Below are 14,499 nucleotides of genomic sequence, written 5' to 3'. Positions count from 1 at the left end.
ATGGACCTACATACCCTTCCAGAGCGAATCAAAGCCCACAAATCTGCACTGGTCAACATCGTAACGCCGCCTATCTGTACTGAGCGCGCAGAGGCTTATACTCGAGCGTATCAGGCAAATGAAGACAAACCTGTGATTGTGCAACGAGCGTTGGCGTTACAAGAGCACTTACGCACTCGCACCATTTGGATTAAGCACGACGAGCTGATTGTCGGTAACCAAGCGAGCAAAGTACGCGCTGCGCCGATCTTCCCTGAATACACGGTGCGTTGGATTGAAGCGGAAATCGACGAACTGGCCGACCGACCTGGGGCTGGTTTTGCGGTAAGTGAAGAAGACAAACAAAGCATTCACGCCATTACGCCATACTGGCGCGGTAAAACGGTTCAAGATCGCTGCTATGGACTCTTTACCGACGAGCAGCAAGAGATCTTAGCCAGCACCATCATTAAAGCCGAAGGCAACATGACTTCGGGCGACGCGCACCTTGCGGTGGATAACGAAAAAATCCTGAAAGTCGGTATGAACGGTCTGCTGGATGAGGTTCGTCAGCATCGCGCTAATAACGACGTGTCGACGTATGAAGGGTTGAAGAAAGAGCAGTTTTATAAGTCCGTCGAAATTGTCTTGCTTGCGATTAAGGAGCACATGGTGAGTTACGCCGATCTCGCTCTGGAAATGGCACAAAACGAAACTCGACCAGAGAGGAAAGCGGAACTGGAGACAATCGCAGAAAACTGTCGTCATGTGGCTTTCCATGCGCCAACCAACTTCTGGCAAGCTCTGCAACTGAGCTATTTTGTTCAGTTGATGTTGCAAATTGAATCGAATGGCCACTCTGTTTCATTCGGTCGAATGGACCAGTTCCTAAACGACTACTACGTGCGTGATCTTGAAAGTGGCGCGATGAACAAAGCGTTCGCCCTTGAGTTATTGCAAAGCTGTTGGTTGAAATTGCTTGAAGTAAACAAGATTCGCTCTGGTGCGCACTCAAAAGCATCGGCAGGTTCTCCTCTGTATCAAAATGTTTGTATCGGTGGCCAAAAGCTGAATGAGAATGGAGAACCTGAAGACGCCGTAAACCCGCTATCTTGGGCGATTTTAGAGTCTTGTGGTCAGCTACGTTCCACGCAACCGAACTTGAGTGTTCGCTATCATGAAGGTCTGAATCAAGAGTTCTTGATGGGCTGTATTGAAGTGATCAAATGTGGATTCGGTATGCCTGCATTTAACAACGATGAAATCGTCATTCCAGAATTCATCAAGCTTGGCGTTGAGAAAGAAGACGCTTACAACTATGCGTCTATTGGCTGTATTGAAACCGCTGTTCCAGGCAAATGGGGTTACCGTTGCACGGGCATGAGCTTCATTAACTTTGCGCGTATTTTACTGGCTGCGCTTAACGAAGGTGTGGATGCAACGACGGGCAAAGCCTTCTTGCCGCATGATAAGTCGTTGGCAAAAGGCAACTTCGAGAGCTTTGAGCAAGTCACCGCTTCTTGGGCGGAGCAAATTCGCTACTACACACGTAAATCGATAGAGATCGATACCGTAGTCGACAGTGTGCTTGAGCAGCAAGCGCAAGATATTTTCTGCTCATCGCTGGTGGATGACTGTTTGGCGCGTGGTAAAACAGTAAAAGAAGGCGGAGCGAAATACGATTGGGTATCTGGCCTGCAAGTGGGTATCGCCAATTTGGGTAACAGTTTGGCGGCGATCAAACATTTGGTGTTTGAAGAAGCACAAATCAGCCAAACGGAACTGGCTAAAGCATTAGAAGAAGACTTCGATGGTATTGAGAACGAACAACTTCGCCAACGCTTAATCAACTTCGCGCCAAAATACGGCAATGACGACGATTATGTCGACCAATTGCTGGCTGATGCTTACCAAGTTTATATCGATGAGTTGGTGCAATTTGTCAACACACGTCATGGGCGTGGACCAATTGGTGGTGGCTACTACGCGGGAACATCGAGCATCTCTGCCAACGTGCCATTTGGCGCATCCACGATGGCAACACCAGATGGTCGAAAAGCGAAAACGCCACTGGCGGAAGGCGCAAGTCCAGCATCGGGCTCTGACCGTTTGGGACCAACGGCGGTGTACAACTCAGTCGGTAAAATTCAAGCCAATAAAATCTTGGGTGGTGTGCTGCTTAACCAGAAGTTAAGCCCAGCGGCTGTCGCTTCAGAAGGAGATAAGCTCAAGCTTTCAATGTTGATTCGCACCTTCTTTAATCACCATAAAGGTTGGCACGTGCAGTACAACATCGTCTCTCGTGAAACCTTGCTGGCAGCGAAGAAGAACCCTGAGCAATATCGTGACCTTGTCGTACGAGTTGCGGGCTATTCAGCCTTCTTTACCGCGCTGTCACCAGACGCGCAGGATGACATCATCGCCCGTACCGAACACGAGTTGTGATGGTCTCAACCCCTGTTAATGCAGAAGGCACCGATTGGTGCCTTTTGGTTTACTCTTCAATGGTTATGCCACTAGAGCCGGGAAGCTGCGACACAAAATTGGAGCCCATGAGCTTAGAGGGGGTGTATACACCGGCTTCAGGCTTTGTATGTAGCAGGTGTTCTACAATCGCCAGAGATCCCGTTACGGTTAAGCTGTAGCCATTGGCCGTTTGCACTCGTGCTGTTTTGCTTTGTCCGAGTTTGTTGCTTGCTTTACCCCACACATATGTGGGTAATTGGTTTCTTTGCTCCTCATTTGGTCCTTTTACGGTTCTTTCAATACGGCTTTTTATGAGGCTTTGTACCCAGGTTATGCCGAGAAGGGGGCGAGCCCAATTCGCTCGTTTAGCGTTTTTTATCATGTTTGGCGATCCGGGAATAAAAACATCAATATTCTCAATCCCCGTGGTGTAATAGGCGGTTGAAACATCGCCCCACGGAATGGTCATCGCAAGTTTTTCGCCGTCACCAAAATCAATGTTGCGAACTTTATACGCTAGCGGAACGGTGGTGATTTTTCCGTTAAGCCGCACTTTACCGCCTTGAGCCAAACCTTCGACAGACGTTTTCGCCGTGCCCGGAGAAAAACCAGAGCGAGAGTCAAAACCGAGAGACAAATGTGTTGCATCTGGTAGCGCAGCTTTCAATGTGGCTGCAATACAATCCGTTGGAATAACATCAAAACCAACACCGGAGCACAATACGACACCAGCTTCCTTTGCTTGTGATTGCAGCGTTTGTGCAAACTCAAATACAGAGATCTCACCTGTAATATCGAGATAATGTGCGCCAGCTTCTAGGCTCGCTTTCATCATCGGTTTTGCCGTCGAAGAAAAGGGCCCTGCGCAGTTTAATACCAGTGAGGAACCCGAAATATGTTGGACCGCGCTGCTTTTATCCTCAAGAGAAAAAGCAAGACTTTGCAGCCCTAGTTCAGCCGCTAGGCTTTGTACTTTCTCTAAACTTCTACCTGCAAGGATTGGGTGGTGACCCCGTTTTACGGCCTCTCTCGCAATCAGCTCGCCGGTATAACCATTGGCTCCGTATATGATCCAACGCTCTGGGGATGATGTCGGTGTGTTATCTTTCATCAAAAAGCTCCTATCAATGCCTGCTTAAAGAAGTTTCTGGTCATTGGCTTTTTCTTGTTGAATTGTGGTCAAGCCTTGTTCGAATGTGGTGATTTTAAAATCTGGAAAACGAGTCTGAAACTTATCCGAAACGAAAAGGTTGTCAGATTCGTAGCGGGGCAAAAGCTCGGCAGCATCTCGAATGGTTTGATTAAATCGCCCAGCTAGCCACAATTGCCAGCGCTTGATGACTTTGTATTTCGGTTGAACGTTAAAAACCTTTGCTGCAACAGCGATAAACTCCCGATACGTCAGTCGACGATCGTCGCAAGGCAAATGCCAAGTTTGTCCGTAAGCATCGGGCGTATTCCCAATTAGCGCCATCGCTCGGCTTGCGTCTGGCGTATAAATTAAGCTGCGTTTGGTGTCATCACGTAAAAACACTTTTGCACTCTTTTGGTTAAGTAGATTATCGATAATGGCGGAATTAGTGATGCTTTGTGTTTTCCCCGGGCCGTAAAATTCCGGAGCACGACAGATAACGGCTTCGATTTCTCCTTTATTCATCGATTCTAGCAGCATGTCAGTAATGACCGCACGAATTCGACCTTTTTCTCCATTAGGTTGAAATGGTGCATCTTCTTGTTGAGGCGTATCCGTTTGCGGGTACATGTAGGTATTATCAAAGTAAACAAGCTTTGCTTGATGAGTTTTACATGCGGCGATGACATTACGCATCATTGTTGGCCATTGTTCCACCCACAGTTGAGTATCCATTGGTAGCCCTGCAGTAAGGTAAACGATACTAGAACCTTTTACGGCATCTGATGTTTGTTTCGCGTCGAGCAAGTCCGCTTTTACCAGTTGATCCGTCTCGTTGACTCGATGTGGATTGCGGCTCACCAAACGGATGTCGCTCGTAAAGTTTCGTTTTAGGCTTAATGCCAGCTTACGGCCAATTTGCCCACTTGCACCCAATATCGTTTGCATTCACCAATCTCCTGCTGTGTTGCTTTGATATTCATCCTAACGTTAAAGTTAGGTTTAAGGTCAACCCGCATTTTGAAGATAAATTGGATTGATTTTTTATTGAGTATAGAAACAAGGAGATGGCACATCTGAGCTAAGGGCGAATGGTTTTTACAGACTCAATTTAGTGGCTGGCAGGGGAATTGGCGAATCTTTAACCCAACATCAAGAGTAAAGCTTCGCTTGTTAACATTGCTTTGATTTGGTGACGGTCTTATTTTTTATTTGAGGGATTTTCTTTGGTCAGAATCGTTTGACCAAGTTGAGACATGACGCGTTTTGCATTCATTGCACAGTCCATGTCATCAGGCTTAGCTTCAATCTCTTTAAGTACTTCTTTTAACTTGCTTTTACTCTGGGCAATTTTTCTCTCAAGCTCCTCGAGCTCTTGGACTTTTTGCTGCAAGGTTGTCAATAACTGATGATGATCCCAGTTAGAAAGATCGGATGGCAGTAACGCACTTAGCTCATCCAAACTGAATCCAGCTTGCTGACCCGTTGTGATCATGTCCAGAATCATTAATGCTTCTTGCGGATACTCGCGGTACCCGTTGGCTTTACGGGTCACGGTTTTTAGCAGTCCGATGCGCTCGTAAAATCGAATACGCGAGGGAGCAAGGCCCGTTTTTTGCGCCAGTTCGCCAATTTTCATATCAAGCGTGTCTCATTAGGTTGATAAAATAACCTTACCATTTCTGAACATTCTCGCCAGCTTGGTGCTCGGTCGATTCGTTTTTTGCTTTCTTACCGTTACAGCTTGCGCAAAATTTCCACGCATTTCTTTGTGACGTCGTCGTACTCTTTTGTCATGTAAGCGGTAGTGATGGCGCCTTCTTTCATGATGCAAATGGCATCGAGTAATGATGTGTTGTCTGACTTGAGATAGCGTTGAATTAGCTCTCGAACCTGTTGTTTATGGTGGCGGCAATACGTTGCGATCTCGCCGCTGTCGTCACTGAATTCGGCGGACGTGTTGATGAAGAAACAGCCGCGAAACTCGCCCAATTTTTCCTCAGAACCATGAAACCAGCCGTTAAGCGCGGTAAACAACTGGTCGATCACGTCTGTGCTCGATTGTGCTGATGACAGTTTCTCCTCTAGCCACGCCATGAAGATTTGGTGGCGTTGTTCTAGTGCGGCGAGGATGAGCGCTTCTTTGCTTTCAAAATGGCTGTACAGCGTGCGTTTAGCCACGCCAGATACTTTAAGGACTTCATTGATGCCAATGGAGTTGATGCCCTGTTTGTAAAACAGCGACAACGCGGTGTCGATCAATAACTGTTTCTTTTTGTTCATAACTACGTCCTCAAAAAGTTCTACAAACACATATTGACAAAGGTAGACAGGTTTGTCTATTTTAATTTGTAGACAATTCGGTCTACTTTGAGGTGTTTATGAATAATTTAATTTTATCGTTGGTCGCGGGGCTTGGTGCGACATTGGCTATTGGTGTGTTGTCTTACGCCGAGGTGTCTCTTACTGAGGTGGTACTTCTCATGGCGCCATTTGGTGCTACGGCGGTGTTGGTGTTTGGGGTGCCTAGCAGCCCTCTCGCTCAACCAAAAAATGTGATCATTGGTCACTTCATTACGGCATCTATCGGTATTGCGTTTAGCCAATACGTTGAGATCACGCCAATCACGCTCGCGATTGCGACTGGGTTAGGAGTGTCAGCAATGCTGATTACGAAGACAACGCATCCACCTGCGGGCGCAAATCCTATCTTGATCATGGCCTCTGGGCAGGGGTGGAGCTTTCTGTTCACGCCAGTACTGATCGGCGCGGTGGTGATTGTGCTGGTAGGTAAGGCGTTGCAGTTGCTACAGAGTCAGTACTTAAACCCTCGTTTGAACGGTCAAAAGACCTAATTGGGTTGCAAGTAAGGCCGCATTAGGGGATGAGCTCTTTTGCGGCTTTTTCTTTTCGTGGATGCTTAAAAATAAAATCTGATTCTCTCTTGGTATTCAGTCGTATACATAAAGATGTTAGTTAAATTGGTATACCACTATGAATAAAATTCATCCCAAGAAGTTATTGCACAGCAAATGGACGGCGACGTCACCTAAAAATAAAGAGAAGCACTTTGTCGTAACAGAAATGGAGCTGGATGAAGACGGCAATGTTGTGAAATGTGTCATTGAGGCAGTCATGAGTAAACGCGAGCAAGAGATGAACTGGCAAGAGCTGAAAGACCCAGAGCTATGGCGGCAAGGGTGGAAGTAATGCACTTTGTTGAATTTTTTCCTAGGTTTGAAATCGAAAGATGGTACTTAGCTGATAGGCAATGGTCTGTGTATCTGCTACGTTGAGTTTGTTCGCTATCAACTAAAAAGGAATGACTATGATCGATTTCGACAATTCATCAGTGTTTAAGCTTAAACCCATTGAGGTATCAAAAGTTAGGGAAGATTTTCACAAGTTTCTTATTGATGGCGAGTCGGTATTTGCGGGCTTTAAAACGGTTCGCGACCAAGTGGTGTTTACCAACAAGCGAGTGATTGCGGCGAATGTGCAAGGGATTACGGGCTCAAAAGTGGATTACACGTCGCTGCCTTATAGCAAGATCAATGCATTTTCTATCGAGACGTCTGGTACATTTGACTTAGATTGTGAAATTGAGTTCTTCATGAGTGAGGTGGGAAAAGTACGTTTTGAAATTAAAGGTTCGTTTGATCTGATTTCTTTCAACCGTATGGTTAGTGAGTATGTACTAGCGTAAGGGAATAGAAATGAGAGCTTCATTGAGAGACAAAATAATAGAGGTCTGTGACAAAAAGATCGAAAGCAAAGGTGAGCAGGTTGGGCTCTCATTTTATGCGTTTTTCGCCAACAAAAATGATGATCCAGAACGGTTGATGGAGGCGGCTACATGGTGGATTCAGACCCATCGGCTCGACCACTTCGAAAAAGCAGTAAAAATAAAGTCAATGGTGGAGTCAGGTATCTAAATTAAAAAAAAGAAATAAAGAAAGCAGACAAATGCCAACAACGTCGCGGATAAAACAGGGTAGATAATATAAGAGTCCTGTTTATTGGTTCTTTGAAAGCACAGAGAAACGAGTAAGACGTTGTAGACGACGAGCAGCATACTGATCATGGTCCCACTGTTAAGCGTTAAACTGGACAGCTGAGTTAAGAAAAACGCCAATAAAAGGTAGTCGAAGACAATTAACCATAAAAAGGCTTTCTTCAACAGATCGCGTTTTTTGTTTTCGGATGGTGTTATGTGCATATAGAACTCAACTAAAAAGTCACAGTAACAGAGGTTTCAGTTAGAAAGGTCACCATCAGGCGAGGTGACCTTTTGAGGTTATAATTCTTGAATATTTACTTCGTTGGTGGCCGTATCACCCGAGTAATTGATGACTTCTTGTCGAATGACTGGTTGGTTAAATTCGGCTTTATCTTTCGCTTTTTGCAGTTCACTTTCTTGGTGGTTACCAAAAAGAGTTTCGAGTACTTTGGCTGCTGGCGTCGTTAAAACGAACAGCTCGATACGGCGGTTTTCGCTTGAATCTGGTTCATCAGGGTTAAGCAGTGCTCTATCCGACATGCCTGTGACCTGCATGACTCGATCATCCGGCATGCCACCTTCAACCAGCGTATTTCTTGCGACATCAGCTCGAGATGCAGATAACGCCCAGTTTGATTGACGACCAAAGCGTTTTTTAAATGGAATCGCATCCGTATGTCCGCTGATGATCAGTGGGTTGTTCACACGCTGAAATACAGGCGCAAGTGCAAGTAATAAGTCTTCGAAGAAAGGGGTCAGCTCTGCGCCACCACGACTGAACATATGCTGTTTGTAATCATCTTGAAGGACGATACGTAAGCCTTGTGGGGTCACGGTTACGTTGACATTTCCTTGTGCGTTAATCTGAGCGGTCATTCGTTCAATGACTTTCGCCAGCGCTGCAAGTTGCTCCTGAGTATCGAAGTTACCAGGAATCAACGAGTCGATTTCTGGCCCATCGCCGTCACCTCGAAAGTATGAGCTTACCACGTGGTTGGAATTGTGTTTACTTGGCACAGAAGAGTCCTGTGCCAAGTCAATAGGAGAGATACTTTGTGAAGTATCAAATGGATTACCGTAACTCTTGTCGAATACGCTTGAGCTATGTAAGTGGGCGACAATTGCTTTACGCTCTTCTTTGTCTACCACCTGCATAACCCAAAGCACAAGAAACAGCGCCATTAGGGCGATCATGAAGTCAGCAAACGCGACTTTCCACGCGCCGCCATGAGGTTCATCATGGCTGTGTGCTTTGGCACGTTTGAACACTACATGCTCTTGTTTTTGCATTATCCCTCCTGTTCAGCTAACCACTTCTCCATTTGGTTGAATGTTGGTTTGATGTCTAGCTGAATATGTTTACGACCAGCGTCGATGGCGAGCAATGTCGGCTTCTTCGCTACGTAGGCAACCAAGGTTGCGCGTACGCATTCAAAAGCAGTCATATTACGTTTTACTCGCTGAGCCATGGCGTTACTTAGTGGGTCTAAACCACAGTAACAACCGAAAATACCAATGAATGTACCTACGAGAGCTGCTGCAACGTGATAACCAATCATAGCGATTGAGCCATCAATGGCCTGCATGGTGATAATGATGCCACCAACTGCTGCAAGAATACCGAAGCCAGGTAGTGCTTCTGCTGTACGCTGTAGTGAGCGTGAAGGCAAAAGCATTTCGTTTTGGATAGCTTCAATTTCTTGCTCTAGCAGTCCCTCTAATTCATGAGGCGACATTTGTCCCATTGCCATTAAACGTAAATTATCAGTAATGAAAGAAATTAGGCGATGATCCTCAGCAATCGTCGGGTAAGCGAGAAACATAGAGCTCTGTTCTGGCGACTCAATGTGAGAGTCGAGAAACTTATAACCACGGTTGCGCGCTGTCTCAAGCAAGTTATTGAGTAGCGCCATTAATTCCATGTAGTACTCATGCTCTTCTGTCGGGCCTTTGATGGTCGCAGGCACTTGGCGACGCATTTCTTTCAGTACGTGAGGTGGGTTACCGATGATCAAAGAACCAGCAGCAGCGCCAATGATGATAAGGAATTCGGCTGGTTGCCAGATAGCGCCTAAGTTACCGCCGGCCCACATGTATCCACCGAAGACGCACACCAGGATAGTGAGGACTCCAAAAAACTTTTGCATCTTGTGACTCCTAAGAGGACATTAATTGGTTGAGTTGTTTCAGCGCTTGTTTGTGAAGCTGACATATACGAGGTGGTGTCAGATCCAATACCAGAGCTATTTCGTGTAAGTTGAGTTCATGTTGATAGAACAGAGTAAGCAGCAATTGATCACGCTTCGGCAATTTGCCTAAAGCGCTATCTAAACTGCGACGAATATGCTCATGTTCCATGCCATCATATTGCCCGCCAATATAGCTATCACCACTGCTTTCCATCAGTTGGTCAAGGCTTTGCATCTCTCCCGCAAGGGCGGCATTTTGGCGGTTGTAATAGTCCTGCTCATTCGTCCCCAAGGCTTGGATGATTTCTGCATCCGTAGGCATCCGACCTAAAGAGCGTGTGAGATCTCGAGTCACGTCGTTGAGTTCGTGAGCCTGTTGGCGAGTTTTACGTGAGCGCCAATCTAACCGGCGTAATTCGTCTAAAATTGCACCTCGAACGCGACACAGGGCAAAGGCAGGGAAATGAGGATCGTCAACATCGCCGTATCGGCGTCCAGCTTCAACTAGAGCGATAAGGCCAATTTGCTGCATATCTTCAATACTACAGTGAGAAGTGGCATGAACACGTAGCTGGTTAACGACGCGTTTCACCATAACTTGATGACGTTGCAGCAGTGCATTTTCGTCAATTGGACGTGATGGCGTCGTCACTTCCTCTTCTGTGGTATAGGTGTCTTGTATATTCATGTCTAACATGGTTGTGCTCCGTTATTGCACAACATATTTAGTCAACAAAACATCGTCTATTTCGCGAACGATGTCTGTCTTAGCAAAAGCCAGTAAAAGCGTTTGTTTTACTTCGTTTTGCAGAATATCAATGGCACCCGCTTGCTGTAACTCATCAAATGTTTTGTCGCTAAACAATTTTAATAATGAGTTTTGTACCATTGGCATGTATTCATCAATGTCTTTGATACGCTCAGGACGGCGTGTTTCAATTGCTAGTTCTAGCATGACAAAGTGAGTTTGCTTTTTACCTTTTACGGTTAAAACGACTTTGTCTAAAGGATGGAAGCTAGGACCTTTGCTTGTCGGTTCTTCTGTGACTAAAAATGACAATGGAGAATCATCGATCAAGGAACCAGAGTCAGGTGACTCTTGAGCGTGTTTGTTTAAGTACCAGATTCCGCCCATAATCGTGGCGGCCGAAACGAGGGCGCTGGTGATGATCATGGCGATAAACAGGGCGATCATTTGTTGTTTGGTCATAACCTTTTTCCTCGAGGATTAACTAGGCTTGAGTGTTCAGCCAGTGTTCTGAATAATTTGTTGTTGTGGTTTGGAATGCACCAGATTCTCGTGCTGCGAAAATAGTGGCGTCTTCTTCATTTGTATGTTGGTCATTGCGACTCTGGCTTTGATCAGAGCCCACGTTGACATCGACATGGACGAAGTTCTGCTCTTGCAGTTCTGTGCGTAGACGCTCAGACACTTGCATTAAAGCTTCTCGTGTTGCGGCTGCATTGGCATTGATGTGCACGCTTAGTCGGTCGCCTTCAACACGTACAAGTAAATCCAGCTTACCTAAATCCGGTGGGTCGAGGCGGATTTTGGCTTCTTGTACATTTTGTTGCGCTTGAAGAGTCACACGGTCATGCAGAACTTGCATCATTTGCTCTCCCCATTTTCCAGCACTGGTGTCAACGCGCACAGCCGCCCACTCAGAGCCTTGAGTTTGAATATGACTCGTGGCAACGGCGGTGTTCGGGGCTTGTGGCGTTGGTGTTTGTCCTTGGAGTGGTGAGGCCGTTGGTTGCCCTTGAGCTGGTTGACTCAATAGGGTCTGAAAGTCGGCACTGGAGATTGATAGACGCGAGTTCGATGACATCGGTTGGCTTTGTTGCACCTCTTGTTGCTTTGGAGAGGTGTTTAGCAAGGCGTTATTTGAGTCTTGTGTTGCAGACTTAACGTCGTTAGCTACCGCTAAAGGCGGAGTTTTTCCGAACTGACCCGGCTGCTTTTCGGCCATAGTGAGCATACTCTGGGTTAGAGCCTGAGCTTGCATAGCAAGATCAGGTGATTCTGTTGAACCCAGTGTACTTGTCAGGTGAGCATCTGCTTCAGAAGCCGAGTGTTCGTCAGTATCCGAACCACGATCATACGCCTTTTCTTCGCTGTCCAAAGCTGGAGCGGTAAGATGAAAACTCGGCACGGTTGAAGCTGAGGCGAAACCTTGGCCGTCATACTGGCTATGCTCAGACATAGGGTTATGAGAAAAACCGTGTACAGCTCTTGCTTGTTTTATGTTGCCTTCATGGCTAGGTGATGCATTGCCGGATATTTGAGTTGAAGGAGATACGATCATTGAGTTAGCTCCATGGTCATCGCTAATTGATAGGCCATAGCGCGCTCTTGATGGTCATTGACCATGTTCATCTCTTTTTCTAACTCGTTCTTCGACTTTTCTAATCTAGCGAATGCATCAGCATGAACGGTTTTGGCACGTTGAATTTCAGGTGCAAGCTTAGGATCCTTCAAAAAAGGTTTGTGACTGATCAATAGCTCTCGCAACTGCAAGTCATAGCGCTTAAGCGCATGCCAATCTGCTGTTTTTGTAGCGAATTGGATGAGCTGAGATAAATGACGAAATCGCTCTGGCGACACTTTATGCTTGTTGTCCAAAATTCATCCAACCTTCACGAATGTTACCCATTACACGCTCGACATTAACCAAGCGATTCGCATCGTTCTGCACGCTGGCGTAATAAAGCTCAACTTGGCAGAAGTCATACAGCTGGCGTAAGTTTTCAGCAATTTCGCCACCATTCTCATCATCTAGAGCGCTTGTGAGCCCAATCAAGATGTTCATGCATTTGTTGATTCCGTTACCTTTCTCAGCCAAGCGATTCGCAGCCAAATGGCCACGAATACGTTCAACTTCATCAAGTAAGCCATCGATCAACATAATGACTAATTGGTGTGGGTTTGCTGCTGCCGCTTGCGCGTTGAGGTCTACTTGCTGGTACGAGTCATAGCCAGAGTCCATAAGCATGAGTTTTTTCTCCTAAAGGCTTAGCCAAACATCGACATGGTTTGGTTCATTTGGGTCATTAACGCGTTCATTTGTGTGAACTGTTTGATGTAGCGTTTGTACGACATATCGTATTTACGCTCTAATGTAGATTGTTTATCTTCTATGCGATCCAAGTTAGCTTGAAGCGCATTTTTACGGGATTTGAATGCGCCTGATGAAAACTTCAGAAATGGATCAATCATCGCGTCCATTGAGTCAAGTAAGGCATCGTCGCCATTAAACATTGCTTCCAAGCCCACGCTGTTATTCTTTTGAACTTCGGCGAATTTTTCGTGGTCGACTTTCATTTTCCCATCACGATCCAAGCTCACTCCGATTTCACTCAGACGCATACCACCGTGTTCCCCTCGAACCAAATTAGTTAATTGGCTCTCAATGGAGCGAAGTGTTGGATCACTTGCTAACACTCCACGTTTTTTGTCTTCACTACCTATTTGGGTGTGCTGGTTCATTGCGCCAATAAGAGTGTTATATGCGTCAACAAACTTATCCAATTGCTCTTTAGTTGCTTCGCTGTCAGAGCCTATATCAAGGCCAACAGGTGTTTCACCAGAAGCTTGAGCTTTGGTTAGAGTAATATCTACACCGTCGATTACACCTTCAAATGTATTGCTTGCGTTCGTCAGTTTGAGACCAGAGTCTTTAGCTCCCAACCACATTACAGCATCTTGTGGGGCGCTAATTTGGTTTAGATTTGTGAATGCATCTTCAAACCAGGCTTGGCCAGTACCAGACGCCGATACGTTGATTTGGTTAGCAACACCAGTTTCAGTGCTTGATAACATAAAGTGAGTTTGACCATTTGAGCGAACTAAGGTGGCGTTTACTCCAGGGTTATCGCTGTTGTTGTTGATTGCTTTTGCTAAGTCACTGACTGTTGCTGTGCCATCACCGTCTGAATCAACAGTCGATAGATCTAGCGTCATTGTTTCGCCATTGATCGTGAACTCGAGAGAGCCAGTTGTTGGGACTTCAGTTGTTGCTTCTAGATCAGCAGGCATCCCTGTAGAGACTTGATGAGACGTGGCAACTTGCTCAACAAAAATTTGGTAGTTGCCTGTGAGGGCCTTAGCATCTGCACTGGCTGTAAAGTAACCTTCCTGAGATAGGGTTGCACTGTTCTTAATGATGGTGTTTGTGCTGCTGTTCATTTCGTTTAACGAATTACGAAAGTCTCGTAATGCCGTTTCAACTTTACCTAGAGCGGAAAGTTGCGCTTGATATTTGCTGGCTTGTAGCTGATAGCGCTGTTGAAACGGTTGAACGTCAAAAGTGGCAAATTTAGTAGCCATTGTAATTGGATCTAATGAACTCATGAGGTTACTCCCTCTCTCATATATACGGCTTAAATAGCTTATCTGCTATGCCTTGGTTTAACAGTTCATCGCAAGATGTGTGCCGTATATAAATGGCTATATATAACAATGCTTTGCGATGTATTATTTCATAGAGAGGAAGCTGTGGTTCCACCTTTTGTGTTCCGCTTTCCTCTAGAAAACAAGTAGCGTTTTCCTATAAGACAAGGCGACTCAAGACTCGTAAATGTTTAATAGAATTTCTAAGTGGAGTTGAAAGGGAGGAAGGGACTCAGAACAGATATTTCGGTGTTTACTTCTAATGAATTAAGATAATTCTTACATCGTATTTATATGCTTCCTGTTATCTTTTCATCAAATTGGAGTATCGGAAAGAAAAACA

The 14,499-nt window shown here is 45.7% G+C and carries 18 protein-coding genes; 5 read left to right on the top strand and 13 right to left on the bottom strand.

The window, feature by feature from the left end:
* Positions 1-2,424 carry a formate C-acetyltransferase/glycerol dehydratase family glycyl radical enzyme gene (locus tag FR741_RS22695; RefSeq protein ID WP_167427776.1) on the top strand — a complete coding sequence of 808 codons (2,424 nt, stop codon included), beginning with the start codon at positions 1-3 and terminating at the stop codon, positions 2,422-2,424.
* 49 nt (positions 2,425-2,473) lie between these two features.
* On the opposite strand, the gene FR741_RS22690 is transcribed toward FR741_RS22695, so the two are convergent.
* From FR741_RS22690 to FR741_RS22675, 4 genes are all read right to left on the bottom strand, one after another.
* Positions 2,474-3,556 (bottom strand): saccharopine dehydrogenase family protein, encoded by a 1,083-nt coding sequence (locus tag FR741_RS22690; RefSeq protein ID WP_167427775.1) that lies wholly within the window; start codon positions 3,554-3,556, stop codon positions 2,474-2,476.
* Positions 3,557-3,580: 24 nt separating this feature from the next.
* The gene (locus FR741_RS22685; protein WP_167427774.1) at positions 3,581-4,525 is read right to left on the bottom strand and encodes an SDR family oxidoreductase; all 945 of its coding nucleotides are present in this window, start codon (positions 4,523-4,525) and stop codon (positions 3,581-3,583) included.
* Positions 4,526-4,778: 253 nt separating this feature from the next.
* Positions 4,779-5,216, bottom strand: coding sequence for a MerR family transcriptional regulator (locus tag FR741_RS22680; protein WP_167427773.1), 438 nt, complete (start codon positions 5,214-5,216; stop codon positions 4,779-4,781).
* A gap of 98 nt (positions 5,217-5,314) precedes the next feature.
* Positions 5,315-5,860, bottom strand: a complete 546-nt coding sequence (locus tag FR741_RS22675) for a TetR/AcrR family transcriptional regulator (RefSeq protein ID WP_025788520.1) — start codon at positions 5,858-5,860, stop codon at positions 5,315-5,317.
* 98 nt (positions 5,861-5,958) lie between these two features.
* Here FR741_RS22675 and FR741_RS22670 point away from each other — a divergent pair, with 98 nt between their 5' ends.
* The 4 genes from FR741_RS22670 (at position 5,959) to FR741_RS22655 (ending at position 7,512) form a co-directional block, all read left to right on the top strand.
* Positions 5,959-6,432 (top strand): HPP family protein, encoded by a 474-nt coding sequence (locus FR741_RS22670; RefSeq protein WP_005462762.1) that lies wholly within the window; start codon positions 5,959-5,961, stop codon positions 6,430-6,432.
* A gap of 139 nt (positions 6,433-6,571) precedes the next feature.
* A complete protein-coding gene (locus tag FR741_RS22665) occupies positions 6,572-6,787 on the top strand; it encodes a TIGR02450 family Trp-rich protein (protein WP_046875742.1) in 216 nt (71 codons plus the stop codon).
* Positions 6,788-6,905: 118 nt separating this feature from the next.
* Positions 6,906-7,283 (top strand): PH domain-containing protein, encoded by a 378-nt coding sequence (locus FR741_RS22660; RefSeq protein WP_104973117.1) that lies wholly within the window; start codon positions 6,906-6,908, stop codon positions 7,281-7,283.
* A gap of 10 nt (positions 7,284-7,293) precedes the next feature.
* The gene (locus tag FR741_RS22655; protein WP_006741989.1) at positions 7,294-7,512 is read left to right on the top strand and encodes a DUF6500 family protein; all 219 of its coding nucleotides are present in this window, start codon (positions 7,294-7,296) and stop codon (positions 7,510-7,512) included.
* On the opposite strand, the gene FR741_RS23700 is transcribed toward FR741_RS22655, so the two are convergent.
* From FR741_RS23700 to fliD, 9 genes are all read right to left on the bottom strand, one after another.
* Complete coding sequence (locus tag FR741_RS23700) at positions 7,509-7,796, bottom strand: hypothetical protein (RefSeq protein ID WP_031780567.1); 288 nt, start codon at positions 7,794-7,796, stop codon at positions 7,509-7,511. The two genes, FR741_RS22655 and FR741_RS23700, sit on opposite strands and share 4 nt — an antisense overlap.
* A 78-nt stretch (positions 7,797-7,874) precedes the next feature.
* Positions 7,875-8,867, bottom strand: coding sequence for a flagellar motor protein MotB (locus tag FR741_RS22645; protein ID WP_005396581.1), 993 nt, complete (start codon positions 8,865-8,867; stop codon positions 7,875-7,877).
* On the bottom strand, positions 8,867-9,724 hold the full coding sequence (motA, locus tag FR741_RS22640) for a flagellar motor stator protein MotA (protein ID WP_005396580.1): 858 nt from the start codon (positions 9,722-9,724) through the stop codon (positions 8,867-8,869). Before motA ends, FR741_RS22645 begins: the two co-directional genes overlap by 1 nt.
* A 10-nt stretch (positions 9,725-9,734) precedes the next feature.
* Positions 9,735-10,463 (bottom strand): FliA/WhiG family RNA polymerase sigma factor, encoded by a 729-nt coding sequence (locus FR741_RS22635; RefSeq protein WP_167427772.1) that lies wholly within the window; start codon positions 10,461-10,463, stop codon positions 9,735-9,737.
* Between the two features lie 12 nt (positions 10,464-10,475).
* On the bottom strand, positions 10,476-10,976 hold the full coding sequence (locus FR741_RS22630; RefSeq protein WP_005398533.1) for a flagellar basal body-associated FliL family protein: 501 nt from the start codon (positions 10,974-10,976) through the stop codon (positions 10,476-10,478).
* A 22-nt stretch (positions 10,977-10,998) separates the two neighbouring features.
* Entirely contained in the window at positions 10,999-12,072 is a 1,074-nt protein-coding gene (locus FR741_RS22625) for a flagellar hook-length control protein FliK (protein ID WP_167427771.1), read from the bottom strand.
* Complete coding sequence (locus FR741_RS22620) at positions 12,069-12,389, bottom strand: hypothetical protein (RefSeq protein WP_005398525.1); 321 nt, start codon at positions 12,387-12,389, stop codon at positions 12,069-12,071. The genes FR741_RS22625 and FR741_RS22620 overlap by 4 nt, the downstream gene beginning before the upstream one ends.
* Entirely contained in the window at positions 12,373-12,759 is a 387-nt protein-coding gene (gene fliS, locus FR741_RS22615; protein ID WP_005398523.1) for a flagellar export chaperone FliS, read from the bottom strand. The genes FR741_RS22620 and fliS overlap by 17 nt, the downstream gene beginning before the upstream one ends.
* A 20-nt stretch (positions 12,760-12,779) precedes the next feature.
* Positions 12,780-14,117: a flagellar filament capping protein FliD gene (gene fliD / locus FR741_RS22610; protein ID WP_006741986.1), complete on the bottom strand. Its 1,338-nt coding sequence runs from the start codon at positions 14,115-14,117 to the stop codon at positions 12,780-12,782.
* Between the last annotated feature and the right edge of the window lie 382 nt (positions 14,118-14,499).

The sequence above is a fragment of the Vibrio diabolicus genome (genome assembly GCF_011801455.1).
Lineage (GTDB): Bacteria > Pseudomonadota > Gammaproteobacteria > Enterobacterales > Vibrionaceae > Vibrio > Vibrio diabolicus.
Note: the sequence above shows the minus strand (reverse complement) of the source record. Positions and strands in the feature narration are given on the sequence as shown.